The organism is Amycolatopsis keratiniphila subsp. keratiniphila (assembly GCF_001620365.2).
GTDB lineage: Bacteria > Actinomycetota > Actinomycetes > Mycobacteriales > Pseudonocardiaceae > Amycolatopsis > Amycolatopsis keratiniphila.
Genome location: NZ_LQMT02000013.1, coordinates 194,602 through 217,503 on the forward strand (window position 1 = coordinate 194,602; position 22,902 = coordinate 217,503).

The 22,902-nt window shown below is 68.7% G+C and carries 23 protein-coding genes; 14 read left to right on the top strand and 9 right to left on the bottom strand.

Annotated elements, in window-relative coordinates:
• Positions 1–49 precede the first annotated feature (49 nt).
• The 4 genes from AVR91_RS14720 to AVR91_RS14735 all read left to right on the top strand — a co-directional run bounded on the left by AVR91_RS14720 (position 50) and on the right by AVR91_RS14735 (position 2,767).
• The gene (locus AVR91_RS14720; protein ID WP_063271062.1) at positions 50–910 is read left to right on the top strand and encodes a LysR family transcriptional regulator; all 861 of its coding nucleotides are present in this window, start codon (positions 50–52) and stop codon (positions 908–910) included.
• Positions 911–986: 76 nt separating this feature from the next.
• A complete protein-coding gene (locus AVR91_RS14725; RefSeq protein ID WP_063271061.1) occupies positions 987–1,880 on the top strand; it encodes an MBL fold metallo-hydrolase in 894 nt (297 codons plus the stop codon).
• A gap of 10 nt (positions 1,881–1,890) precedes the next feature.
• Complete coding sequence (locus AVR91_RS14730; protein ID WP_228709205.1) at positions 1,891–2,319, top strand: winged helix-turn-helix transcriptional regulator; 429 nt, start codon at positions 1,891–1,893, stop codon at positions 2,317–2,319.
• Positions 2,320–2,347: 28 nt separating this feature from the next.
• Entirely contained in the window at positions 2,348–2,767 is a 420-nt protein-coding gene (locus tag AVR91_RS14735) for a hypothetical protein (protein ID WP_063271059.1), read from the top strand.
• 47 nt (positions 2,768–2,814) lie between these two features.
• Here the strand turns inward: AVR91_RS14735 and AVR91_RS42435 are convergent, their stop codons facing one another.
• The 3 genes from AVR91_RS42435 to AVR91_RS14745 are packed head-to-tail and all read right to left on the bottom strand — an operon-like array spanning position 2,815 to position 4,445.
• Positions 2,815–3,024: a hypervirulence associated TUDOR domain-containing protein gene (locus AVR91_RS42435; RefSeq protein ID WP_083715402.1), complete on the bottom strand. Its 210-nt coding sequence runs from the start codon at positions 3,022–3,024 to the stop codon at positions 2,815–2,817.
• Positions 3,021–3,503: an MSMEG_6728 family protein gene (locus tag AVR91_RS42440; RefSeq protein ID WP_063271058.1), complete on the bottom strand. Its 483-nt coding sequence runs from the start codon at positions 3,501–3,503 to the stop codon at positions 3,021–3,023. The genes AVR91_RS42435 and AVR91_RS42440 overlap by 4 nt, the downstream gene beginning before the upstream one ends.
• A gap of 36 nt (positions 3,504–3,539) precedes the next feature.
• Positions 3,540–4,445, bottom strand: coding sequence for a glutaminase (locus tag AVR91_RS14745; protein WP_063271057.1), 906 nt, complete (start codon positions 4,443–4,445; stop codon positions 3,540–3,542).
• Positions 4,446–4,616: 171 nt separating this feature from the next.
• Between AVR91_RS14745 and AVR91_RS14750 the strand changes: the two genes are divergently transcribed.
• Positions 4,617–6,005 (top strand): amino acid permease, encoded by a 1,389-nt coding sequence (locus tag AVR91_RS14750; protein ID WP_016335520.1) that lies wholly within the window; start codon positions 4,617–4,619, stop codon positions 6,003–6,005.
• A 488-nt stretch (positions 6,006–6,493) separates the two neighbouring features.
• On the opposite strand, the gene AVR91_RS14755 is transcribed toward AVR91_RS14750, so the two are convergent.
• On the bottom strand, positions 6,494–7,978 hold the full coding sequence (locus tag AVR91_RS14755; RefSeq protein ID WP_063271056.1) for a CoA-acylating methylmalonate-semialdehyde dehydrogenase: 1,485 nt from the start codon (positions 7,976–7,978) through the stop codon (positions 6,494–6,496).
• 20 nt (positions 7,979–7,998) lie between these two features.
• Complete coding sequence (locus tag AVR91_RS14760) at positions 7,999–8,868, bottom strand: Cgl0159 family (beta/alpha)8-fold protein (protein WP_083737566.1); 870 nt, start codon at positions 8,866–8,868, stop codon at positions 7,999–8,001.
• Positions 8,869–8,977: 109 nt separating this feature from the next.
• Between AVR91_RS14760 and AVR91_RS14765 the strand changes: the two genes are divergently transcribed.
• Complete coding sequence (locus AVR91_RS14765) at positions 8,978–9,727, top strand: GntR family transcriptional regulator (protein ID WP_063271054.1); 750 nt, start codon at positions 8,978–8,980, stop codon at positions 9,725–9,727.
• Here AVR91_RS14765 and AVR91_RS14770 read toward each other — a convergent pair.
• The 4 genes from AVR91_RS14770 to AVR91_RS14785 all read right to left on the bottom strand — a co-directional run bounded on the left by AVR91_RS14770 (position 9,707) and on the right by AVR91_RS14785 (position 13,665).
• Positions 9,707–11,152, bottom strand: coding sequence for an APC family permease (locus AVR91_RS14770; RefSeq protein ID WP_063271053.1), 1,446 nt, complete (start codon positions 11,150–11,152; stop codon positions 9,707–9,709). The genes AVR91_RS14765 and AVR91_RS14770 overlap by 21 nt on opposite strands.
• Before the next feature lie 166 nt (positions 11,153–11,318).
• On the bottom strand, positions 11,319–12,590 hold the full coding sequence (locus tag AVR91_RS14775; protein ID WP_063271052.1) for an APC family permease: 1,272 nt from the start codon (positions 12,588–12,590) through the stop codon (positions 11,319–11,321).
• Between the two features lie 49 nt (positions 12,591–12,639).
• Positions 12,640–13,092 carry a MoaF C-terminal domain-containing protein gene (locus tag AVR91_RS14780; protein ID WP_063271051.1) on the bottom strand — a complete coding sequence of 151 codons (453 nt, stop codon included), beginning with the start codon at positions 13,090–13,092 and terminating at the stop codon, positions 12,640–12,642.
• A gap of 99 nt (positions 13,093–13,191) precedes the next feature.
• The gene (locus AVR91_RS14785) at positions 13,192–13,665 is read right to left on the bottom strand and encodes a carboxymuconolactone decarboxylase family protein (RefSeq protein ID WP_063271050.1); all 474 of its coding nucleotides are present in this window, start codon (positions 13,663–13,665) and stop codon (positions 13,192–13,194) included.
• Positions 13,666–13,883: 218 nt separating this feature from the next.
• On the opposite strand from AVR91_RS14785, the gene AVR91_RS14790 reads away from it, so the two are divergent.
• The 8 genes from AVR91_RS14790 (at position 13,884) to AVR91_RS14825 (ending at position 22,834) form a co-directional block, all read left to right on the top strand.
• Positions 13,884–14,765 carry an SIS domain-containing protein gene (locus tag AVR91_RS14790; RefSeq protein WP_063271049.1) on the top strand — a complete coding sequence of 294 codons (882 nt, stop codon included), beginning with the start codon at positions 13,884–13,886 and terminating at the stop codon, positions 14,763–14,765.
• 7 nt (positions 14,766–14,772) lie between these two features.
• Entirely contained in the window at positions 14,773–15,663 is an 891-nt protein-coding gene (locus tag AVR91_RS14795) for a 1-phosphofructokinase family hexose kinase (RefSeq protein ID WP_063271048.1), read from the top strand.
• Positions 15,664–15,674: 11 nt separating this feature from the next.
• Complete coding sequence (locus AVR91_RS14800; RefSeq protein WP_063271047.1) at positions 15,675–16,556, top strand: class II fructose-bisphosphate aldolase; 882 nt, start codon at positions 15,675–15,677, stop codon at positions 16,554–16,556.
• Positions 16,557–16,637: 81 nt separating this feature from the next.
• Positions 16,638–18,029 carry an ABC transporter substrate-binding protein gene (locus AVR91_RS14805; protein ID WP_063271046.1) on the top strand — a complete coding sequence of 464 codons (1,392 nt, stop codon included), beginning with the start codon at positions 16,638–16,640 and terminating at the stop codon, positions 18,027–18,029.
• Complete coding sequence (locus tag AVR91_RS14810) at positions 18,029–18,967, top strand: carbohydrate ABC transporter permease (RefSeq protein WP_016335509.1); 939 nt, start codon at positions 18,029–18,031, stop codon at positions 18,965–18,967. Before AVR91_RS14805 ends, AVR91_RS14810 begins: the two co-directional genes overlap by 1 nt.
• 10 nt (positions 18,968–18,977) lie before the next feature.
• Positions 18,978–19,907, top strand: coding sequence for a carbohydrate ABC transporter permease (locus AVR91_RS14815; RefSeq protein ID WP_063271045.1), 930 nt, complete (start codon positions 18,978–18,980; stop codon positions 19,905–19,907).
• 6 nt (positions 19,908–19,913) lie between these two features.
• Positions 19,914–20,981, top strand: a complete 1,068-nt coding sequence (locus AVR91_RS14820) for an ABC transporter ATP-binding protein (RefSeq protein ID WP_063271044.1) — start codon at positions 19,914–19,916, stop codon at positions 20,979–20,981.
• Entirely contained in the window at positions 20,978–22,834 is a 1,857-nt protein-coding gene (locus tag AVR91_RS14825) for a DUF5107 domain-containing protein (protein ID WP_063271043.1), read from the top strand. The genes AVR91_RS14820 and AVR91_RS14825 overlap by 4 nt, the downstream gene beginning before the upstream one ends.
• Positions 22,835–22,902 lie beyond the last annotated feature (68 nt).

The following is a 22,902-nucleotide window of genomic DNA, read 5'->3' on the forward strand; positions in this document are numbered from 1 at the left end:
CCAAGTCCGATCTCCACGGGCCGATACCTGATGGGTATCATCGCTGGTGATGGAGCTACGCCTGTTGCGCTACTTCGTGGCCGTCGCCGAAGAGCGGCACTTCGGCCGGGCCGCCGCGCGGCTGCACATGACCCAGCCGCCGCTGAGCCGGGCCATCCGGCAGCTGGAGAACGACCTGGGGGTCGTCCTGCTGCTCCGGTCGGCCGCCGGCGTCGAGCCCACCGCGGCCGGAAACACCCTGTACGCCGAGGCCCGCACCCTGCTGGACCAGGCCGAACGCGCCCGCGTCCGGGTGGTGGAGGCGGCAGGCCCCGCGACGCTCACCGTCGGCACCCTGTCCGACGGCGCGGGGGAGGCGGGCACCCGCCTGGCCGCGGCGTTCCGGCGACGGCATCCCGAGGTCTCGATCCGCTTCCGTGAGGCGGATTTCACCGATCCCACCACCGGCCTGCGCGCCGGGCTGGCCGACGTCGCGCTGACCCGGTCGCCGTTCGACGAAACCGGCCTCACCGTCCGGGTTCTGCGTGAGGATCCGGTCGGGCTGGTGCTGCGCACCGGCGACCCGCTCGCCTGCCGGGCGACGCTCCGGCTGGCCGACGTCGCCGATCGGCCGTGGTTCCAGCTGCCGGAGGGCACGGATCCCCGGTGGCGTGAGTACTGGAACGGGGCGACACCCATCGGCGGGCGGCAGGCCGGGCCGGTGGTGCGCACGGTCGGCGAATGCCTGCAAGCCGTCCTGTGGAACGGGTCGGCCGGTATCGCGCCGCTCGGGCACGCCCTGTCCGACGGGCTGACCTGGGTGCCGCTGGCCGACATGCCACCGAGCCCGCTGGTCGTCGCGTGGGTGACCGAGCGGGAGAACCCGTTGATCCGCTCGTTCGCGCGGATCGCCGTGGAGGCGCACTTGTAAGTGCGTACTTCCCTCCGGAGAGCGGCTCCCCGAAAGTGAGTACAGCTTCGCTCACCATCCACAAGGGAGTCACGACATGTCCAGACCTGCCGCCAGGGCCCAGATCCGGGTCGGCCGGACCACGGTCACCTACCTGCCCGACGGCCACGCCTGGCTCAACCCCGGCGTTTTCCTGCCATCGAGTGTCCCGTCCGGCTGGGCGGCCCACGACGCGTTCCTCGACGAACGCGGCTGGTTCCCGGTCAGCATCGGTTCCTTCCTGATCAGGACCGACGACCGGGCCATCCTGGTGGACCTGGGGCTCGGCGCGGCCGACTTCAGCCTGCCGGGTGCCGCCGAGTTCCACGGTGGTGGCCTGCTCGACGCCCTGGCCGCGGAAGGCTTGAGCCCGGAAGACGTCGACACCGTGATCTACACGCATCTGCACCACGACCACGTCGGCTGGACGACGAACGTCCCGCCCGCGCCGGACGGCACGGGCGGGACGGTGACCGGGCTGACCTTCCCGGCGGCGCGGCATCTGGTCAGCGAGGCCGAATGGGCACACTGGTCCGGCACGAACGACCCGGTCGGCCCGGATCCGCTCGCCGTACAGGAGCCGCTGGCCGAGGTGATCGGGTTCTTCGGTGACGGCGACGTCGTCGCGCCGGGTGTGCGGATACTCGCTACGCCCGGGCATACACCCGGCCACAGCAGCGTGGTGGTCACCGATCCGGACGGGGAGGACCCCCGCCGCGTCGTCGTGCTCGGCGACGTCATGCACTGCCAGGTGCAGATCACCGAAAGCCACTGGACGTTCGCGTTCGACGTCGATCCGGCGGAGGGTGTCGCCACCCGCGAGCAACTGCTGAAGGAGATCGAGGACGACCGGACGATCCTCGCGGGCGGGCATTTCGCCGGCCAGGTGTTCGGCCGGGTCCTGCCGCCCGCGCTGCGCCGGACCTGGGCCGCAGGCCAGGCCACCGGATAACGTCGCGGGTATGCCGGAACCACACCGTCGTCGTCCCCGTCCAGGCACTCCGGGCCAGGTGCTGGCCTGGTTGCCGGACGGGCGGCCGGCCGATGTGTACAGCGCGCCGTGTCCCTCGCGACAGGTACTGGATCGCATCGCGGACAAATGGACCGCGCTGATCGTCGGCTGCCTCTCCACGGGGACCAAGCGCTACAGCGAACTGCGCGCCGCGATCGACGGGGTCAGCGAGAAGATGCTCACCCAGACCCTGCGCGGGCTCGAACGCGACGGCCTGGTCACGCGCACCGTGCATCCGACGGTGCCGCCGAAGGTCGAGTACACGCTGACCACGCTCGGCCAGACCATCACCGCACCGCTGGCGGTGATCCGGGACTGGGCCGAACTTCATATCAACGAGATCAACGACGCCAGGACACGGTACGACGCCGGGGTGTAGGAACGCCGCGCTCGGGGCATTCCCCGGCATGCCCGACACATCTCCAGAACCCGACCAGGCGACCGTCGACGCCGTCGGGAAGCTGACCTTCGCCCTCGAAACGGTCGAGCAGGCGCGTGGCCACCTGTACGCCTTCCACCACCTCACCGGAACCGCCGACTTCGCGCTCGGCGAGGCCGTCGAAGCGCTCCGGGAGGCCGGGCACGCCGAGTGGGCGGAGCGGATCCAGACCGAACTGGTCGGGCTCAACGTGCTGCCGGAGCGGTGGACCTTCCAGATGATCGAGGAGTACGACGAGGGCTACTACGCGGCCTACCGCCAGATGGCGCGTGACGTCACCGGTGACCTGACCGGCGGGCGGCGGCACCTGCACGAAGAGCGGATCAAGCGCCGTCGGCGTACCGAGGGACGGCCGGGGCACGAGATGGGCCGGCCTTCGAGCGGCTGACTACTTGCAGGGGTCGTGGCCCGGCTCGCCGCCGTCCTTGACCGTGCTCACAGCTTCTCCAGCGCCTCGGGCTTGTGGACCGCTTCGCCGCCGCTCTTGTCGCTGCGGACGAGGTACTGCGGCTCCTCCTTGGACGCGCGAACCGTGCGGCCGCCCGCCTCGGTGTCCGAAGTGATCTCCTTCAGGACCTCGCCTTCGGCGTGCCCGCCGTGGCTGTTCCAGCGGACCTTGTCGCCTTTGCGGAATCGCTTGCTCATCGCACTCCTTCTCGTCGTGGACGGTCCGACGCGGGCCAGACGTAGGGCAGGTCGTCGGGGACGTCCGGGAAACTCGCGCGGTAGTGCCCCGGCTCCTTGCGGACGAGCGCGGACTGGTGGCTGCGGTGGAAATCCGGATCGCCGAGCCAGGGCGGCAGTTCCTTCGCGTCGGCGAGCCGATCCTGGGTGCGGACCTCGTCTAGCCCGGTGGCGCGGAGCAGATCGAGCCGCAGCGTTTTCCGGCAGGTGTCCTGGCGGCCGGTCTCGCACCAGACCTCGCAGACGTCGAAGCCGTACCGGACGAGCGCCTCCTCGTAACCCGCCCACATCGCCGCGGCCGGATGATGCCGCCAGCCGTATCCCGGCACCGTCAGCGCGCGCAGCACCTGGATGGTCTCGACCCGCTGCTTCCCGAGCCTCCGCTGGTCGAGGACGGAAGCGGAGGCCCGGAAATCAGCGCACGGGAGAAACGTCTGCACGCCGTCGGCTTCCCCGTCGGCGAGGATCCAAACCGCTCAGAAGATCGACCAGCCGGTCAGGGTGGTGAACCGGTCCAGCGCCGCGACGCCAGCGACGGAGTTGCCGCGCGGGTCGAGGCCGGGGCTCCAGACGCAGATCGCGCACCGGCCGGGGACGATCGCGACGATGCCGCCGCCGACCCCGCTCTTGCCCGGAAGCCCGACACGGTAGGCGAATTCGCCCGCCGCGTCGTAGGTGCCACAGGTCAGCATCACCGCGTTGACCCGCTTGGCGGCGCTCTGTTCGAGCAGCCGGCTGCCGTCGTTGCGCACGCCGTGGCGGGCGAGGAACACCGCCGCCCGCGCGACGTCGCCACAGTTCATCGCGATCGAGCACTGGCGCACGTACTGGTCGAGGACGGCGGGCACCGGATGCCGCATGTTCCGGTACGACGCCATGAAATACGCGAGCGCGCGATTGCGGTCGGCGTGCGCGGCCTCCGACGCGGCGACCTCGGCGTCGATTCCGATGTCCGCGCGCCCGCTTTCCTCCCGGAGGAACCGGAGCAGTGTTTCCGCCGCGTCGCCGTGGTGCGCCAATTCGTCGGTCACCACGAGCGCGCCGGCGTTGATGAACGGATTACGCGGGATTCCGTCCTCGTTCTCCAGCTGGACCAGCGAGTTGAACGGGTTCCCGGACGGCTCGCGACCCACCCGTTCCCACACCCCGTCGCCGTGGGACAGCGCGAGCGCCAGGGTGAAGACCTTCGACATGCTCTGGATGGAGAACGGCACTTCCCAGTCGCCGACCCCGTGCAGCCCACCGTCCACTTCGGCCACCGCCATGCCGAACCGGCCGGGATCGACCCTGGCCAGGGCGGGGATGTAGTCCGCGACGGAGCCGCGGCCGATCTCCGGCGCGACGTCGTCGGCGATCCGGTCCAGCAGCGCTGCGAGGTCCACGGCCGTAGCGTAGAAGCGGCCCTTCGCGCGCGAAGATCGGGGTTCGCGGGTGAATTTGTCAAATCGAAAAGGGAAATTCCCGTAAAACCGGCGGAGTGACGTCCCGCACACCTTAAGTCTTCCTTAGCAATGTTGGGTGACGTGCCGCACACGCTCTAGCGTCTGGCAACCATGGATTCCTCGCTGCTCACCGAAAAAGGTGAAAGCTACTCAAAAGCACTGGGCAACCGCCAAGTGCAGATGATCGCCATCGGCGGCGCGATCGGCGTCGGGCTGTTCCTCGGTGCCGGTGGCAAGCTCCACCAGGTCGGGCCGTCGCTGGTCCTGTCGTACGCGCTCTGCGGTATCGCCGCGTACTTCGTGATGCGCGCCCTCGGTGAGCTCGTGCTGCACGAGCCGTCCTCCGGCAGTTTCGTCACCTATGCCCGTAAGTTCATCGGGCCGTGGGCGGGTTTCGCCTCCGGCTGGATGTACTGGGTGAACTGGGCGATGACCGGTATCGCGGAGATCACCGCGGTGGCGATCTACGTGCACAAGTGGCTGCCCGACGTGCCGCAGTGGATCACCGCGCTGGTCGCCCTCGGCGTGCTGCTGGCGGTGAACCTGCTTTCGGTGAAACTGTTCGGCGAGTTGGAATTCTGGTTCTCGGTGGTCAAGGTGCTGGCCATCGTGGTCTTCCTGGTCACCGCGGCCGGGCTGGTGCTCACCAGCGCGGACATCGGCGGCACCACGGCGGGCGTGCACAACTTGACCGCCCACAACGGCTTCTTCCCGGCCGGTGTCGGCATCGCGCTGATGACCCTGCAGGCGGTCATCTTCGCCTACTCCGCGATCGAGGTCGTCGGCATCGCGGCCGGCGAGACGAAGGACGCCCGCAAGGTGCTGCCGAAGGCGATCAACGGTGTCGTCTGGCGGATCGGTGTGTTCTACGTGGGATCCGTGCTGCTGCTGGCGATGCTGCTGCCGTGGCCGTTCTACAACGGCGGCGAGAGCCCGTTCGTCACCGTGTTCAGCCGCCTCGGGATCCCGGGTATCGGCGACGTGATGAACGCGGTCGTGCTCACCGCCGCGCTGTCGAGCTGCAACTCCGGGCTCTACTCGACCGGCCGCATCCTGCGGGCGCTCGCCGACAAGGGCGAGGCGCCGAAGTTCGTCGGCCGGATGAGCAGCCGTCACGTGCCCTATGGCGGCATCCTGTTCACGTCCGGCGCCTACGTGCTGGGTGTGGTGCTCAACTACTTGGTGCCGAAGGACGCTTTCGACATCGCGATCGCCATCGCCTCGCTCGGCGTGATCACCACCTGGGCGACACTGATCTTCTGCCAGCTGCGGCTGCGTCAGGCGGCGCTGCGCGGGGAGCTGGAACGGCCGTCCTACCGGATGCCGTGGGCGCCCTACAGCGGCTGGGCGACGCTGGGCTTCCTCGCGCTGGTCGTGGTCCTGATGGGCTTCTCCGACGGCGCCGAGAAGATCGCCTTCTACTCGATCCCGGTGCTGGTCGTGGTCCTGGCGGTCGGCTGGCGGATCGTCGGGAAACGGCAACGGCAAGAGGTGCGCTGACCGTCGTCGCCCCCGCAGTACATGAAGGCCCCCTTCTTTGCGTCTGGCGCAGGGTCCCGGCGAAGTGGCCTATTCGCTGGTCAAGTGGGCAACGGAGGGTGCGGGTCTCGGTGTTCCAGGTGCCGACGATGTAGGAATCGGGACGTTGAATGTCCTGATTCCTACATCGTCGAGGGGGTGCTCGGGTCGGGAGCTTGATCAACGGAAGATCGGGGACGTTGAATGTCCCGAATCCTCCGTTGATCAAGCTCATGCCGAGCGGGGAAGATTCCGGACCACCCATTTCGCCATGAACAGGACATTCGGCCGCCGAGAAGTGGCCACAGTGGACGGTTGATTGCCCTGCGCTTGTGCGACTTCGCCGGGACGCTGACCTAAACGCAAGGAAGGGGCCTTCATGTACTGGTGTTACAGGTGGGGCACACGTGGCGATCGCGTAGGCCTTCGCGGACCTGCGCAACCGCATTCAGAGGACGAAACGCGCTCGTTCAGCTGGACGTCGGGAAGTTGAAACCCGCCGCGCTGTGCGGCCATCGCGTCGTGACGACCTTCGCCCGCGTGTAGAACCGCACGCCGGCCGGACCGTGGATCGGGCTGTCCCCGATGAGGGAGTCCTTCCACCCGCCGAAGGAGTAGTACGACATCGGCACCGGGATGGGCACGTTGACCCCGATCATCCCGACCTTCACCTCCCGCTGGAACCGCCGCGCCGCCTCGCCGCTGCCGGTGAACACCGCGGTCCCGTTGCCGTACGGGTTCGCGTTGATCAGCTCGATCGCCTCGTCCAATGTGGACACCCGGATGATCCCGAGCACCGGGCCGAAGATCTCGTCGCGGTAGGCGGCCATCCCGGTGGTCACATGGTCCAAAAGGGACGGTCCGACGAAGAATCCGTCCTCGTGCCCGGCGACCCGCAGCTCCCGCCCGTCGACGACCACGGTCGCGCCCTGCTCCGCGCCGAGGGTGACGGAGTCGATCACCCGCCGCCGCGCGGCCTCCGTGACCACCGGGCCCATGTCGTTGCCCGCCTCGTGGCCCGGGCCGACCTTGATCTCGGCGGCCTTGCGTTCGAGGATCTCGATCAGCCCGTCACCGGCGGATCCCACGGCGACACCGATGGAGATCGCCATGCAGCGCTGCCCGGCCGAACCGAACGCGGCCGCCGTGAGATGGTTCGCGGCGTACTCCAGGTCGGCGTCGGGCAGGACGACGGCGTGGTTCTTGGCCCCGCCCAGCGCCTGTACGCGTTTGCCGGTGGCCGTCGCGCGCTCGTGGACGTACTTGGCGATCGGCGTCGACCCGACGAACGACACGGCGGCGACACCTGGATGCTCCAGGATCGCGTCGACCGCGACCTTGTCCCCGTTGACCACGTTGAACACGCCGTCGGGCAGCCCCGCCTCGGCATACAGTTCGGCGACCAGCCGGGACGCGGACGGGACCCGTTCGCTCGGCTTGAGGACGAACGTGTTGCCCGCCGCGATGGCGATCGGGTGCATCCACAACGGCACCATGATCGGGAAGTTGAACGGCGTGATCCCGGCGACGACGCCGAGCGGCTGCCGGAAATCGTGCACGTCCACGTCGCGCGAGACCTGGTCGGAGAAGCCGCCTTTCAGCGCGTCGGCGATCCCGCAGGCGTACTCGACGATCTCGCGGCCGCGGACGATCTCGCCGCGCGCGTCGTCGATCACCTTGCCGTGCTCGGCGGAGATGATCCTGGCGAGTTCGTCCTCGTGCTTCACCAGCAGCTCGCGGAAGGCGAACATCACCTTCGTCCGCTGCGACAGCGACGAATCGCCCCATGCCTCGAAGGCCTTGGCCGCGGCGGCGACCGCGGTGTCCACATCGGACGGCTCCGCGAGGAGCACCTCCGCCCGCGCCTGTCCCACGGCCGGGTCGTACACCGGGGCCGTGCGGGTGGAGCCGGCCGTGGTCGCGGCGCCGTTGATCCAGTGGTCGATGGTCTTCACGCGTTGTCCTCCACAGGTGTTCACAGCAGTCCGACGGCCGTGTCGACGGCCTTGGCGACGTCGCCGTCGTGCGGGTAGAGCAGAGACCGGCCGACCACGAGGCCCTGCACGGTCGGCAGCGCGAGCGCCCGCTGCCAGGCGGCGAACGCGGCGTCGGGATCCTTGACCTCGCCGCCCAGCAGGACCGCGGGCAAGGTCGACGCGGCCAGCACGCGCTCCATGTCCTTCACCACCGGGAGCTTCAGCCACGTGTACGCCGACGAGCGGCCGAGTGCCGAGGCGATGGTGATCGAGCGGATCACGGCGTCGGGGGAGAGGTCGTTGCGGAGGCGTCCGTCGACCCAGTCGGAGAGGAACGGCTCGACCATGGCGATCAGCTTGCGGTCGGCGAGGTCGTCGACCGCCTTCGCGGTGTTCTCGAGAACGCTCGGCGTCGCCGGGTCGGTCAGGCAGATCCTGGTGAGCGTCTTGCCGCCGTCGAAACGCATCCGCTCGATCGTTTCGGCGTCGTAGCAGGCGAACCGGTCGTCGATCTCGAAACTCGATCCCGCGAGCCCGGTGCGGTTCATCGAGCCGATGACGGTCTTGCCGTCGAGTACGCCGAGGAGCAGCAGGTCGTCGATGATGTCCGGCGTCGCCAGCACGCCGGTGACCCCGGGGCGTTCCAGTGCCAGGCCGAGGCGGTCGAGCAGTTCGCCGCGGTCGGCCATCGCGAGCGGGTCGGAGCCGACGCCGTTGGCGCCGCGGGCCGGATGGTCCGCGGCGATGATCATCGTGCGGCCCTTGTCGTTGAACGGCGACTTCGCGCGGACCCTGGTGGCGGCGGCGACCGCGACGGCCCCCGGATCCCGCACTCGCGCGGCGACTATCCGGCGCACTGTGTCCGACACGTTCGTACCTCCCGGCTCGCGTGGTCCTTCGACCATCGCAAGCGCTCGGAGACTTTGTCAAGACATATGGACATAAGGTCATAGTGGTCGAGCGCGGTAGGCTCCGCGCATGAAACCCTGGGCACCCGGCGAGATCGTGGTGGATCCGAACGGCCCGGAACCGCTGTACTCCCAGGTCGCCCGGCAGATCGGCGCCGCCATCGAAGACGGCAGGCTGCCCAACGGTGCCCGGCTGGACAACGAGCTGGATCTGGCGGCGCGGTTGCACCTGTCGCGGCCGACCATCCGGCAGGCGATCCAGTCGCTGGTCAACCAGGGATTGCTCGTCCGTAAACGGGGTGTCGGCACGCAGGTCGTCCGCACCAAGGTCGCCCGGCCGCTGCGGTTGAGCAGCCTCTTCGACGACCTCAGCGAACTCGGGGACAAGCCGGAATCCGTCGTCCTCGTGAACCGCGTCGAGCCCGCGGGTGACGAGGCGATCGAGCATCTCGAGACGCCGGGCTTGACCCACGTCCGGCGGTTGAAGCGGGTGCGCTCGACCGGCGGCGAGCCGCTGGCGATCATGAACAACTACCTGCCCGACGGCCTCATCGATCCGGCCGACGACGAACTGCGGGACAAGGGGCTCTACCAGTTACTGCGCTCGGCGGGTGTCCGTCTGCACGCCGCCCAGCAGAACGTCGGCGCCCGGCAGGCGACCGAGGAGGACGCCGAACTGCTCGACGAGAAGCCGGGCGCGGCGCTGCTCACCATGCGCCGCACCACCTACGACGAGTCCGGCAAGGTCGTGGAATACGGGTGGCACGTCTACCGGGCCTCGCGGTACTCGTTCAACCTCTCACTGACCAACAACGTCTGACGGTTCGCGTTCCAGGTCGGTCTCCAGCGCCTCGTACACCGAAGGACGGAACCGGCGCAGCCAGACGGCGAGCGCGAGCCCGGCCAGCGCGACCACCAGGAGCAGCCACGGCAGGTGCGGTACGACGCCGTTGCTCGATCCGGCGAGCGTCGGGAAATTGAGGATCGCCAGCGTCACGATGAGCCCGAGCCCCACCGCGCCCAGGCCGGGGGCGATCAGCGTCTTCACGACCCGGCGGTCCCGTGTCCGGCGGAAGTAGACCAGGATCGCCACGGCCGCGAACAACTGCAGGGTGAGGATCCCGAGCGTGCCGAAGCCGGTCATGCTCGCGGTGAGGTCGGCGACCGGGTCGAGCCCGGCGAGCCGGAACGCCAGCGCCACCACCGAACCGAAGACCAGCTGGACGATCGAGGCGTAACGCGGCGCGCCGTTGCGCGGGCTGGTCTTGCCGAGCAGACGCGGCAGCACACCGACCCGGCCCAGCGCGTACAGGTAGCGGGTGGCCGAATTGTGCAGCGCCAGCAGCGCCGCGAACAGGCTGACCACCAGGAGCAGCAACATCAGCTTGGTCAACGGGCCGCCGAGGTACTCCTGGGCGACCGAAAGCACGAGATCCCCGCTCGACAGATGTGCGGCGGCCACGTCCTGCGCCTGCTCGGCGCCGATCGCGCTGACCACGGCCCAGGTCGTGAACGCGGCGAACACCCCGATGAACCCGATCGCGATGTAGGTGGCCCGCGGGATCGTCCGCTGGGGATCCTTGGCCTCCTCGCCGAACAGCGCCGTCGCCTCGAAACCGATGAAAGCGTTGGCGGCGAACAACAACGCGAGTCCGCCGGCACCTTGGAACATCACGGACGGGCTGAACGCGGCGAACGAGAAACCGTGCCGGAACAGCACGCTGAAGTCCATGATCAGCAGAATCGACACTTCGAGGATCAGCGAGACACCCAGTACCTTCGCGCTGACCGCGATCCCGCGACGGCTGAGCAGGAGGACCAGCGCGACCGAAAGCGCGCTCCAGAACAGCCAATCGAGTTTCAGGCCGAAGACGTCGTCGATCGCCGTGGAGGTGAAGAACCCGCTCGTGCCGATCGCTCCGGCGACGAAACAGTTGTAGCCGAGCATCGCGACGAAACCGGCGACGAGACCCGGCGTCCTGCCCAGGCCCTTGACCACGAAGGCGTAGAAGCCACCCGCGCTGGTGAGGACGCGCGACATCTGCGCGTACCCGACCGCGAACAGCAGCAGGACGACCGTCGCCAGCAGGAACGCCGCGACCATGCCGCCGCCGTTGCCGACCGCGATGCCGATGGCCGCGATCACGATCATCCCGGTCAGCGGCGCGACCGCGGCGAGTACGAGGAAGACGATGCCCGGCACGCCCAGGACGTTCTTGGCGAGCGACGTGTCGTCACGGCTCATTCGGTGCTCCTCGTCTCGGCTGGACGGCCAGTATGGGAGCGGAGGCGGGCTGGGGCTTTGCCTTTGCGCGCGCGGTGCTTGTTCGCCGGCGCTGAGTGCTCAGAGTGGGTGTCCGCGTTCGAGGCCGGTCGACCGGGATCGACGCGTTCAGAGCACGCGCGAGTATTCATCCGGACCTTCCGGAGAACTTCAGGTAGAGCAGTGCCCCCATCGCGAGCGCCACCGCGAACAACAGGTACCAGCCCGCCAACAGGAGCACGCCGAACACCAGGACCGTCGCGATCATCGCGAACCACCGTTGTTTGCCGCCGGACGGCAGAAGTCGGACCCCGGCGGCCATCGCCACCAGGTAGATCGCGATCAGGCAGGCGTTCTCCGCGAGCAACGCCTGTTCCAGTTCGAATCCGGTGAGGATCGCGACGAGGAAGCTGATCGCGGTCCCGGCGGTCACCACGAGCAGACTGCGCCTCGGAACGTCACCCGATCGGCTGCCCTTGGCCAGCCAACGCGGCAGGGCTCCATCACGGCCCAGCGCTGCGCCGAGTTTCGCCATACTCGCCACGAACACGTTGAGGACCCCGAGCGTGACCACGACGGCGATCACCGCGGCGACCACGCGAACGGAGGTATCGAGCCCTTCGCCGAGCAACGCGGCCAGTGGTGCTTCGGTTTCCCCGGCTCGCGGGCCGAGCACGAGAATCGTCATCCCGCCGACGGCGAGATAGAGCACACCGATGACGACGATGGAGATTCCCGTGGCCAACGGCAGATCCCGCCGCGGATTCCGGAAATCGGGGGCCAGATGAGTCACGGTCTCCCAGCCGATGAAGGCCCACATCAGCAGGCTGATCGCGGTCGCGATACCGGCGACCCCGTGCGGCGCGAACGGCTGAAGGTTGGCCGTGTCCGCTTTCGGCGCCGCGAGCACCACGGCGCCGACCAGGAGAAGTGCCAGAAAACCGGTGAGCACCAGTTGTACACGGCCGGACAGGTGCACGCCGAAAAGGTTCACCCCGATGGCGATGAGCACCAGCACGGCGGCCAGGAACATCGTCATCGTCTGGCCGCCACCGACCAGTTCGGTGATGTAGGCCGCGCCGAAAGCGCTGGCGGCGGGCATTCCCGCCAGGGTGCCGAAATAGAACCACCATCCGGTCACGGCCGAGGTCTTCGGCCCGAACGCCCGCAGGGCGAACGTCGCCGGCCCGCCGGCATCCGGATGCCGTCCCGCCAGCGCGCCGAAGGTCGCCGCGACCGGGGCGGAGACCAGAACCAGGACCAGGAAGGCGATCAGGGACGCCGGACCCGCCGCTTTGGCCGCCAGCGACGGCAGTACCAGCAGACCGGTGCCGAGGACGGCGCCGACGTATAGCGCGACGCCCTGCGGCACGGTCAAATGCCGGGTGTTCGACCGGTGCTCGACTGTCGATCGGCTCATGACCTTCGGATACCCCGCGCGCGCCCGGGGTCAACTTCGCCGTGTGCCTTCAAGACTCCCGCGGCGCGGGAAAAGAAGGCCATCCGTGCGGCTTGTCCAGAATCTCGATCGTCGCCTGGTCGACCAGGAAATACTGGCCGCCGTCCTCGCGTGGGTTCGTATAAGCGGCCGTGGCCACCGACTTGCCGAAATCGGCCATCACCGCGATGGGATAGCCGCCGTCGAAGATCTCACCGTGCGCCGCCGTCGCGACGGTCCCGGATTCGTACCAGGTCACGAAATACTGAGCCGGACCGGTTTCGAAGACACACAGCGTCGATTCCTTCTGGCGGACACCGGCGAAATCGCCGGACACGCCGGTCCAGATCATCGTCGTCCTGTCCGCGTAATGCTGCTCCAGCACGTTTCCCGAGCCGTAGTGGAAGTTCGCGCGGAGCCCGACGAGGTCGGTGCTGAGCCGATGGGTCCCGGTCACGGGGAAGAAGCGGACGTCGAGTTGCACGGGCTGAACCTCCGGATCGCTGGTATCCGCAGGTTTAGCAGCCCGTCGCACCTCGATCGTTGTCCGGCGAAGCGATCCTGTTGTCGATGAACGCGAGGATCAGTCGAACATGCCGGGCTGGTAGTCGCCCGCCGGCGTCCGGGCGATGACGTTGAGCCGGTTGTACGCGTTGATCGCGGCGATCAACGCGATCAGGGCGCCGATCTGCTCGTCGTCGTAGTGCTCGCGCACCTGCGCCCAGGTGTCGTCGCTGACGCCGTGGTGCGCGTCGGCGATCCGGGTGCCCTCCTCGGCGAGCGCCAAGGCCGCACGCTCGGCCTCGGTGAACACGTTCGCCTCCCGCCAGGCGGCGACCAGGTTGAGCCGCACCGAGGTCTCGCCCGCCTTCGCGGCGTCCTTGCTGTGCATGTCGGTGCAGAAGCCGCAGCCGTTGATCTGGCTGGCGCGCAGCTTCACCAGGTCCTGGGTCGCGTGCGGCAGCGAGGATTCCTCGATCGGGCGGTTCGCGGCGCCGAGACGCTTGACGTACTTGAGGATGACTTCGTTCTCGAACAGGTTGACTCGCGGTTCCATGATCTTCCCTCTCGGTCGATTGCTGCCTACATGACGAGCCGGGCGGAGAGGTTGTGACAGCTTTCGGAGTGACGCCGGTCACGCATGTCGAGGCCGTGTCCATCACGCACATCCGAACGCATCAAATGCGTGAAAGTGCGCTAACAGAGCATTGACGTTGCACAAAACTGCACCTAACGTGACAGCTATTGCGCACAACTGGCACGGATGGGGAGTTCATGAGCGGGACCTTCATGGCGGCGGAGATCGCGAGCCAGCCCGGCCGCTGGCGGGAAGCGGCGGCGCTGGCCTCGGCGAACAGTGAGCTGCTGCCGCCGCCGGGCGCGCGGGTCGCGATCGTCGGCTGCGGCACGTCGTGGTTCATCGGCCAGGCGTACGCCGTCCTTCGCGAGTCCGCCGGGCTCGGCGAGACCGACGCCTTCGCCGCGTCGGAGTTCCCGGAGGGGCGCGGCTACGACCACGTCGTGGCGCTGACCAGGTCGGGCACCACGACCGAGGTCCACGCCCTGCTGGCGAAGCTGCGGGGCAAGACGCCGACCATCGCGATCACCGGCGTGCCCCGCGAGATCGAGGCCGCCGCGGACACGATCGTCGACCTGTCCGTCGTCGACGAACGCTCGGTCGTGCAGACCCGCTTCGCCACGACGGCGCTGGCAATGCTGCGTGCGCACCTCGGCGAGGATCTGACCGCGGTCGCCGACCAGGCCGAGCGCGTGCTCGCCGAACCGTTGCCCGACGAACTCGTCGGCGCCGGGCAGTTCAGCTTCCTCGGCACCGGCTGGTCCGTCGGCATCGCGAACGAGGCCGCGCTCAAGTTCCGGGAGGCGTGCCTGCTGTGGACCGAGTCGTATCCGGCGTGGGACTACCGCCACGGGCCGATCAGCATCAGCGAACCCGGCCGCGTGACCTGGATGTTCGGGAAGGCGCCGGAGGGGCTGGCCGAAGACGTCGCCCGCGCGGGCGGGCTGTTCGTCGAGAGCGGCCTGGACCCGCTGGCGGATCTGGTCCGCGCGCAGCGTGTCGCCGGGGCCATCGCCGCCCGCAAGGGCCTCGACCCGGACAACCCCCGCAGTCTCACCCGTTCCGTCGTCCTGACCTGAGATCATCATGATCGTCACCGTCACGCCGAACACCGCGCTGGACGTCACGTACACAGTGGACGGTCTCCGGCCGGGTGACGTGCACCGGCTGCGGGAGGTGCGGCACCGGGCGGGCGGCAAGGGCGTCAACGTCGCCCGTGTGCTGCACACGCTCGGCGCAGACGTCCGCGCGATCTTCACTGCGGGCGGTGCGACGGGTGCCACCGTCGTGGGCGATCTCGCGGCGGCGGGCATCCCGGCCACCGCCGTTCCGATCGGCGGCGAGACCCGGCGCACCATCACGGTTCTCGCGGACGACGGATCGGTCACGCTGCTGAACGAGCCAGGGCCACGGCTCGCCGGAAACGAGTGGCAAGCGTTTGCGACAGCCGTCCAAGCCCGCCAGCCCGACGTGCTCGTCTGCTCGGGCAGCCTTCCGCCGGGAGCCGGGGGATACGCCGGGTTGTTCGGCGGCGCACCGTCCATCTTGGACACTTCCGGCGAGGCGCTGCTCGCCGGACTGGCCGGGAAGCCGTCCGTCGTCAAACCGAACGCCGACGAACTGCGCGAGGTCACCGGCCTCCGGGATCCGGTGGCCGCCGCGACCGAACTGCGCAAGGCCGGGGCCGGCGCCGTCGTCGTCTCGCTGGGTGCCGAAGGGCTGCTGGCGGTGACCGGCTCCGGCACCTGGCACGCGGCACCGTCCACTGTGCTCAGTGGCAACACGACCGGCGCGGGTGACGCCGTCGTCGCCGCGCTGGCGCTGGGGCTGAGCCGCGCCGAATCCTGGCCGGACATCCTGCGCCGCGCCGTCGCGTTGTCCGGGGCGGCCGTGCTCGGCCCGCTCGCCGGGGACGTCGACCTCGAGCACTACCGAGCCGAACAGGGGCTGGTCGCCGTGCGCGCCCGCCCGGACTAGGAGAACAAGTCATGCCTCTGGTGGGAACCGGGGAGATCGTCGGCGCCGCCGCGGCGGCCCGGCACGGCTGCGGCGCGTTCAACGCGATCCAGCTCGAACACATCACCGCGATCATCGACGGCGCCGCCGCGGCGGAAGCGCCGGTGATCGTGCAGCTGAGCCAGAACGCCGTGAAGTACCACGGCTCACTGGCGCCGGTCGGTACAGCCGCTCTCGCGGCGGCCAGAGAGGCCCCGACGCCGGTCGCGGTACACCTCGACCACGCGGAATCGGCCGACCTGGTCCGCGAGGCGGTCGCGCTCGGCTTCGGCTCAGTCATGTTCGACGCGTCCAAACTGGACTACACCGACAACGTGCGCGCCACGCGGGAAGTCGCCGCGTACTGCCACGACCACGGCGTATGGGTGGAGGCCGAACTCGGCGAGGTCGGGGGCAAGGACGGCGTCCACGCACCCGGCGCGCGCACCGATCCCAAGGAGGCGGCGGAGTTCGTCGCGTCCACCGGGATCGACGCGCTGGCGGTGGCGGTGGGCAGTTCGCACGCCATGCTCACCCGGGACGCCGCGCTGGACTTCGGACTGATCGCGCGGCTGCGGGAGCGTGTGCCGGTGCCGCTGGTGCTGCACGGATCGTCCGGCGTGCCCGACGACGGGCTGGCCGAAGCCGTACGAGCCGGGATGACGAAGATCAATATCGCCACCCAGCTCAACAAGGTGTTCACCGCGGCCGCGGCGGAGGATTGGCATGCGCATCCGGAGCGCGTCGACCCGCGGAAGTACCTCGGTGCCGGGCGCGACGCGGTCGCCGTCGAGGTGCGACGGCTGCTGGGAGTGCTCAAGCTTGATCATGTTGAACCGGTCAAGGTGACGATTGAGCAGACTTTGCGCGATTGAGTGTTGACATGTGCGTGAAACCTCACAAAACTGCGCAAGAACAAGCAGAACTTGTGTGATCTTCGATCCAGGTGGTGGCGGATGCGGGTAGGCAGGCTCACGGTATTGGCGGCAGGGGCGGCGCTCCTGCTCGCGGGATGCGGCGGCGGGGACACGGCCGGTGGCACCGGCGAGAACGCCCTCCCGGGCGTCGATCAGTTCCTCAACGCGCCCTGTCCGGAGGCGGGGGTGAAACCCGCGACGGACAAGGAATTCACGTACTGGTCCATGTGGACGGCCGACGAGCCGCAGGGCAAGGTCCTCCAGAAGGCCTTCAAATGCTTCCAGGAGAAGACCGGCGTCAAGGTCGACGTGCAGTGGCTGGGCCGCAAGGCCTACACCCAGAACCTGGTGCCCGCGCTGAACACCGACGCCGTGCCGGACCTGTTCGATCAGGACGTCAGCAAGGTCGGCGCGGCGGTCATGACGCCGGGCGGCACGCAGAGCGTCGACGACGTGTTCGCGATGAAGGTCGGCGAGGGCGACAAGACCGTCAAGGACGTGCTTTCGCCCAGCTCGTACGACTTCCCGCAGAACAAGGACCGTGAGGGCCACAACTTCATGGTCCCGTACACGATCCAGTCGAGCGCCTGGTGGTTCAACAAGGACACCGCCGGCGACATCCAGCAGCCGAAGACGATGGACGAGCTGATCGCCCTGTTCGACAAGGCGAAGGCCGACGGCAAGGCCGCGATCAGCCTCGACGGCGACATCCCGTTCTACAACATGTACTTCTACACCCAGCTCGCCGAGCGTTACGTCGGCGCGGGCGGGCTGTACAAGGCCGCGACCGACAAGACCGGTCAGGCGTGGAAGACCGACCCCGGTTTCCTCAAGGCCGCCACCGAAACCGCGAAGCTGCCCAAGTACTTCATCGACGGCTGGGACGCGGCGAAGTTCCCGCAGGTGCAGCAGCGCTGGGCCGACGGTGACTCCCGGTTCCTCTACGTCGGCAGCTGGGCGCCGAGCGAGACCCGCGAGTACCTGGACAAGCAGGGCGCCGGGACGAAGATCAACTACGGCTCCTTCCAGTTCCCGATGCCCGAAGGCGCCACGCACGACACCGTCGAGCAGATGTCGATCGGCTTCTCGGTGACCAAGAAGGCCAAGCACGCCGAGGCGGCCAAGGCGTTCATCGCCTACTTCCTCAACAAGGACCTGCTCGCCGGGATCCCGATCGTGGCCGACAACCTCGTGCCGCGCGCGGACCTCGCCGTGCCGGACGACCTGAAGCAGGTCAAGGCCGCGCTGGACGACCCGAAGAAGGAGCACGTCCTGCAGTACGACGGGATCGACGGTATCGCCGGCGGCAAATGGCAGACCGACGTCTTCGACCCCGCCGACATCGCGCTGCTGAAGGGCCAGATCACCCCGCAGCAGTTCGTGGACCAGCTCGCCACCAAGGGCGCCGAATTCTGGAAGAACCAGGGCTGATGACGGTCACGACACCGCCGGCGCGGGCCGTGAAGGCCGGCGCGCACCTGAGCCGCAAGAAACGGCTGTTCTGGCCGTTCGCCGCGCCGGCGCTGGTGCTGTACCTGGCCTTCCTGGTCCTGCCGACGATCGCGACCGTCGTGCTGAGCTTCACCAGCTGGGCCGGAGCGGGGGACACGCCGGAACCCAACGGCGTCACCAACTACACGCAGATGTGGGCGAGCGACTCGTTCCAGTACGCCTTCCGCAACACGCTGATCTACGTGTTCCTCGGCGGGATCGGCACGTTCGCGCTGGCGTTCCTGTTCACCATGGTGCTGAGGGACATGAAGGGCGGCAAGATCGTCCGCGCCATCCTGTTCTTCCCGAACATCGTGGCGCCGGTGGCGCTCGGCATGTTCCTCGGCTTCGTCTTCAAGTACCAGCCGGGGAAACAGGGGCTGGCGAACTACGTGCTGGAAAGCCTCGGCGCGGACGCGGCGAAGTTCCTGGCACCGTCCAATGTGACCGGTGTGGTGACGGCTTCGCTGATCTGGGCCAGCTCGGGTTTCTACATCACCATCCTGATGGCCGCGGTCGACCGCATCCCGCCGTACCTGTACGAGGACGCGGAGCTGGGCGGCGCGTCGCCGTGGCAGAAGTTCAAGAACATCACGCTGCCGATGACCTGGGACGTCGTCGGCGTCGCGGGGGTGCTGTGGACGATCAACGCGCTCAAGATCTTCGAGCTGGTGTTCGTGCTGGCCGGGCCGGGCACCTACGCCCCGCCCAACGAGGCGTGGACGCTGGGGATCTACGTGTTCGACCGGACCTTCGGCTCGAACGGCACCCCGGACTTCGGCGCCGCCTGTGCCTGCGCGGTGGCGATGATCGTGCTGGTGTCCGTGCTCGTCGTCCTGCTCCGCCGGTTGATGCGCCGTGACGCGATCCAGTTCTGAGGGAGACGAAATGTCCGTCACCGACGTCGAGGCGCCCGCGCGGCGAGCGGCGAAACCGGTGCGCAAGCCGCCACGCAAACCACGTCCGGCGCCCGGCGCGAAACGGTTCAGCCCGTTGCGCGTCCTGGGTTCCACGATCGTGTGGCTGTTCACCGCAGGCAACATCCTGGTGCTGTACTGGCTGCTCACGGCTTCGTTCAAGACGCCGGTGGAGATCTTCACCAAGCCGTTCGACCTGCCGTACCAGTGGTTCAAGGTCGGCAAGCCGTTCCGGAACTTCATCTACGCCTGGAACAACGCCGGTTTCGGCGAGGCCGTGCTGACCACGGTGGTCCTGGTCGGACTGGCGACGGTCGTCACGGTCGCCGTCTCGGCGCCCTGCGCGTACGCCCTGACCAGGCTCGGCGTCCGCGGCGCGGGGCCGATGACGAACGTCGTCGCGATCGGTATGGGCGTGCCGTTCCAGACCGTGATCATCCCGCTGTTCGTGGTGCTCAGCAAAGTGCACCTGGACAACGAATACGGCCTGTTCGTGCTGTACGTGGCGCTGTCGATCCCGTTCACGGTGTTCCTGATGACCGGGTTCTTCCGGTCGCTGCCCGACGAACTGGAGGAGGCGGCCGCGCTCGACGGCGCGTCGCCGACGCGCACGTTCTTCTCGGTCATGCTGCCGCTGACCCGGGGCGGCATGATCACCGCGCTGACGCTGAACGCCATCGGGCTGTGGAACGAGACGCTGCTGGCGATCGTGTTCCTCAAGGACCAGGCGCATTTCACGCTGTCGCGCGCGCTCTTCACCTTCTACGGGGCCGCGAGCTACCAGTCGGAGTACGGCGGACTGATCGCCGGTGTGGCGATCGTGGTGCTCCCGATGCTCGTGCTCTACCTCGTGCTCGCCCGCCGGATCATCACCGGCCTGACCCTCGGCGCCGGAAAGTAGGACCTGATGGCCACCGTGACCTTCTCCGACACCACCCGGTTCTACGCCGGGGTGGACCGTCCCGCGGTCGACGGCCTCGACCTCGAGGTCGCCGACGGCGAGTTCCTGGTGCTGGTCGGCCCGTCCGGCTGCGGGAAGTCGACCACGCTGCGGATGCTCGCCGGGCTGGAAGGCGTCGACGACGGCTCCATCCACATCGGCGACCGCGACGTCACCGAACTACCGCCGAAGGACCGGGACATCGCCATGGTGTTCCAGAACTACGCGCTCTACCCGCATATGACGGTGGGGGAGAACATCGGCTTCCACCTGAAGCTGGCCAAGATTCCCAAGGCCGAACGCGACCGCAAGGTGCGCGAGGCAGCGGCCGTGCTCGACCTGACCGAGTACCTGGACCGCAAACCCGCGAAGCTGTCCGGTGGCCAGCGGCAGCGCGTCGCGATGGGGCGGGCGATCGTGCGCGAGCCCAGTGTGTTCCTGATGGACGAACCACTGTCCAATCTGGACGCCAAGCTCCGGGTGCAGACCCGCACCCAGATCGCCTCGCTGCAGCGGCGGCTGGGCATCACCACGCTCTACGTCACGCATGACCAGGTCGAGGCGATGACCATGGGAGACCGGGTGGCCGTGCTGAAGGACGGGATCCTTCAGCAGTGCGACACGCCGGTCGGGCTGTTCGCCAAGCCGCTCAACGTGTTCGTCGCCGGGTTCATCGGCTCGCCCGCGATGAACCTGCTGGAGACCACTGTGGACAGCGACGGTGCCGTCGCCGGTGGAACGCGGCTTCCGTTGACCCCGGCGCAACGTTCGGCGCTGACCGGGCCCGGTATCGTCGTCGGCGTCCGGCCCGAGGGCTGGACGATCGGCGACGGCGGTTTCGAGGCCGTCGTCGAGGTCGTCGAGGAACTGGGCAGCGACCAGTACCTCTACTGTCGTGACGGCGACCGCGTGCTGACGGTCCGAACCCCGGGGATGGCCCCGTGGCAGCGCGGCGAGCCGATCTCCCTGACCCCGCAACCGGGTGCGGTGCACCTGTTCGACGCCGCCACCGGTGACAGGCTCCCGGACGCATGACCAGCTTGTACCGCACCGGGCTGGTTCTCCCGGCCGCCGACCTGGGCCCGGAGAACCCGTTGCCGCCGCTCCGGAAACCCGAGGCGGTGGTCAGGGTGTCCAATGTGGACGAGCTGCCGCCGGATCTGGCGGAGAACGTCGGCTACGGTCGTCTGGACACCACGCTGCCGTGTCTCTTGCAGGACGGCTACACCCGTGAGCGCACCGACCGTGAACTCCCGGCTGTGGTACTGGAGAACGACAAGCTCCGGGCCACCGTGCTGCCGTCGCTGGGCGGGCGGCTGTACTCGCTGGTCCACAAGCCGTCCGGACGCGAACTGCTCTACCGCAACCCGGTCTTCCAGCCCGCGAACCTCGCCCTGCGGGACGCGTGGTTCGCCGGTGGTGTCGAGTGGAACCTCGGCAGCACCGGGCATACGACGCTGACCTGCGAGCCGATGTTCGCCGCGGAGATCGAGGGGCCGGACGGCACGCCGGTGCTGCGTCTGTGGGAGTGGGAACGCACCCGCGACCTGCCGTATCAGGTCGATTTCTGGCTGCCGGAAGGGTCGGAGCAGCTGCTCGTGGCGGTGCGGGTGCGAAACCCGCATCCCTACGACGTCCCGGTGTACTGGTGGTCGAACATCGCGGTGCCGCAGAACGAAGGCACCCGCGTGCTGGCGCCCGCGACGCAGGCTTGGCACTACGGCTATTCGGGACGGCTCGACCTGGTCGACGTGCCCGGCGAGCTGACGTATCCGGCCCGCGCGGAGGCCGCGGCGGACTACTTTTTCGAGGTGACCGGGCGGCCGTGGGTCGCGGCCGTCGAGCAGGACGGGACGGGGCTCGCTCAGCTGTCCACCGGCCGGTTGCGCGGCCGGAAACTGTTCCTGTGGGGCGAATCCGCGGGCGGCCGTCGCTGGCAGGAGTGGCTGGCTCCGGGCGCCGGTGGCTATCTGGAGATCCAGGCCGGGCTGGCCCGCACCCAGCTGGAGCACCTGCGCTTGCCGCCGGGGGAGAGCTGGGACTGGCTGGAGGCCTATGGTCCGGTCGCCGTCGATCCGGCCGCGGTACACGGCGAAGACTGGACGGCGGCTCGCGAAGCCGTCGCCGCCGGTCTGCCGTCGGCGGAGACCATGGACGAACTGCGCGACGCGTGGCGGAAGATCGCCGACGTCACCCCGGAATCCTTCCTGGCCACCGGTTCCGGCTGGGGTGCGCTGGAGAACCGGCGCGCGCCGATGTGTCTCCCGGGCACGCCGTTCCCGGACGAGTCACTCGGGCCGGACCAGGAGCCGTGGCTCGCGTTGCTCGACGGGACTCCGCCGGACGGCGATCCGCTCGCCGTCCCGCCGGCGACCCTGGTGAACCGGTACTGGGCGGATCTCATGGAATACGCCCCGAAGAACTGGCTGACCTGGTATCACCGCGGCGTCGCGCACTGGGCGGCCGGACGACAGTCGGACGCGGTCCGTGCCTGGCGCGAATCCGTGTCGGCGTCCGAAAATCCTTGGGCCCTGCGGAATCTCGCGATCGCGACGGCCGGGCACGAGGCCGCGTGGCTGTACCGGCGGGCGGTCGCGCTGGCGCCGTCACTGCGTCCGCTGGTCGTCGAGGCCATCGCGGCGCAACTGGCCGCCGGGCTTCCGGACGAAGCGAGCGTGCTGCTGGAGGGGCTGCCCGTGGAAGGGCGGATCGCCCTCCTGACCGCCAGGACCCGGCTCGCCCTCGGCGACACCGCCGGGGCCAAGGCCGTGTACGACAGCGGTTTCGAGGTCGCGAACATCAGGGAAGGGGAAACGTCCTTGTCCGACACCTGGGCGGCGGTTTCCAATGAACCGCTGCCGGAACAGCACGACTTCCGGATGAAGTGACCGGCCGGGCCACTCGACCGGCGTGCCGCTCGCGGCGGACAACCGCGATGCAGCATACTGCTCGAAAC

Bases quoted from the DNA above. Each gene is read 5' to 3' on its own strand.
- AVR91_RS14810 (WP_016335509.1), top strand. From the start codon at position 18,029: ATGACGGTCACGACACCGCCGGCGCGGGCCGTGAAGGCCGGCGCGCAC.
- AVR91_RS14805 (WP_063271046.1), top strand. From the start codon at position 16,638: ATGCGGGTAGGCAGGCTCACGGTATTGGCGGCAGGGGCGGCGCTCCTG.
- AVR91_RS14815 (WP_063271045.1), top strand. From the start codon at position 18,978: ATGTCCGTCACCGACGTCGAGGCGCCCGCGCGGCGAGCGGCGAAACCG.
- AVR91_RS14800 (WP_063271047.1), top strand. From the start codon at position 15,675: ATGCCTCTGGTGGGAACCGGGGAGATCGTCGGCGCCGCCGCGGCGGCC.
- AVR91_RS14765 (WP_063271054.1), top strand. From the start codon at position 8,978: ATGAAACCCTGGGCACCCGGCGAGATCGTGGTGGATCCGAACGGCCCG.
- AVR91_RS14790 (WP_063271049.1), top strand. From the start codon at position 13,884: ATGAGCGGGACCTTCATGGCGGCGGAGATCGCGAGCCAGCCCGGCCGC.
- AVR91_RS14820 (WP_063271044.1), top strand. From the start codon at position 19,914: ATGGCCACCGTGACCTTCTCCGACACCACCCGGTTCTACGCCGGGGTG.
- AVR91_RS14730 (WP_228709205.1), top strand. From the start codon at position 1,891: ATGCCGGAACCACACCGTCGTCGTCCCCGTCCAGGCACTCCGGGCCAG.
- AVR91_RS14795 (WP_063271048.1), top strand. From the start codon at position 14,773: ATGATCGTCACCGTCACGCCGAACACCGCGCTGGACGTCACGTACACA.
- AVR91_RS42435 (WP_083715402.1), bottom strand. From the start codon at position 3,024: ATGAGCAAGCGATTCCGCAAAGGCGACAAGGTCCGCTGGAACAGCCAC.
- AVR91_RS14720 (WP_063271062.1), top strand. From the start codon at position 50: ATGGAGCTACGCCTGTTGCGCTACTTCGTGGCCGTCGCCGAAGAGCGG.
- AVR91_RS14825 (WP_063271043.1), top strand. From the start codon at position 20,978: ATGACCAGCTTGTACCGCACCGGGCTGGTTCTCCCGGCCGCCGACCTG.
- AVR91_RS14750 (WP_016335520.1), top strand. From the start codon at position 4,617: ATGGATTCCTCGCTGCTCACCGAAAAAGGTGAAAGCTACTCAAAAGCA.
- AVR91_RS14725 (WP_063271061.1), top strand. From the start codon at position 987: ATGTCCAGACCTGCCGCCAGGGCCCAGATCCGGGTCGGCCGGACCACG.
- AVR91_RS14775 (WP_063271052.1), bottom strand. From the start codon at position 12,590: ATGAGCCGATCGACAGTCGAGCACCGGTCGAACACCCGGCATTTGACC.
- AVR91_RS14785 (WP_063271050.1), bottom strand. From the start codon at position 13,665: ATGGAACCGCGAGTCAACCTGTTCGAGAACGAAGTCATCCTCAAGTAC.
- AVR91_RS14770 (WP_063271053.1), bottom strand. From the start codon at position 11,152: ATGAGCCGTGACGACACGTCGCTCGCCAAGAACGTCCTGGGCGTGCCG.
- AVR91_RS14735 (WP_063271059.1), top strand. From the start codon at position 2,348: ATGCCCGACACATCTCCAGAACCCGACCAGGCGACCGTCGACGCCGTC.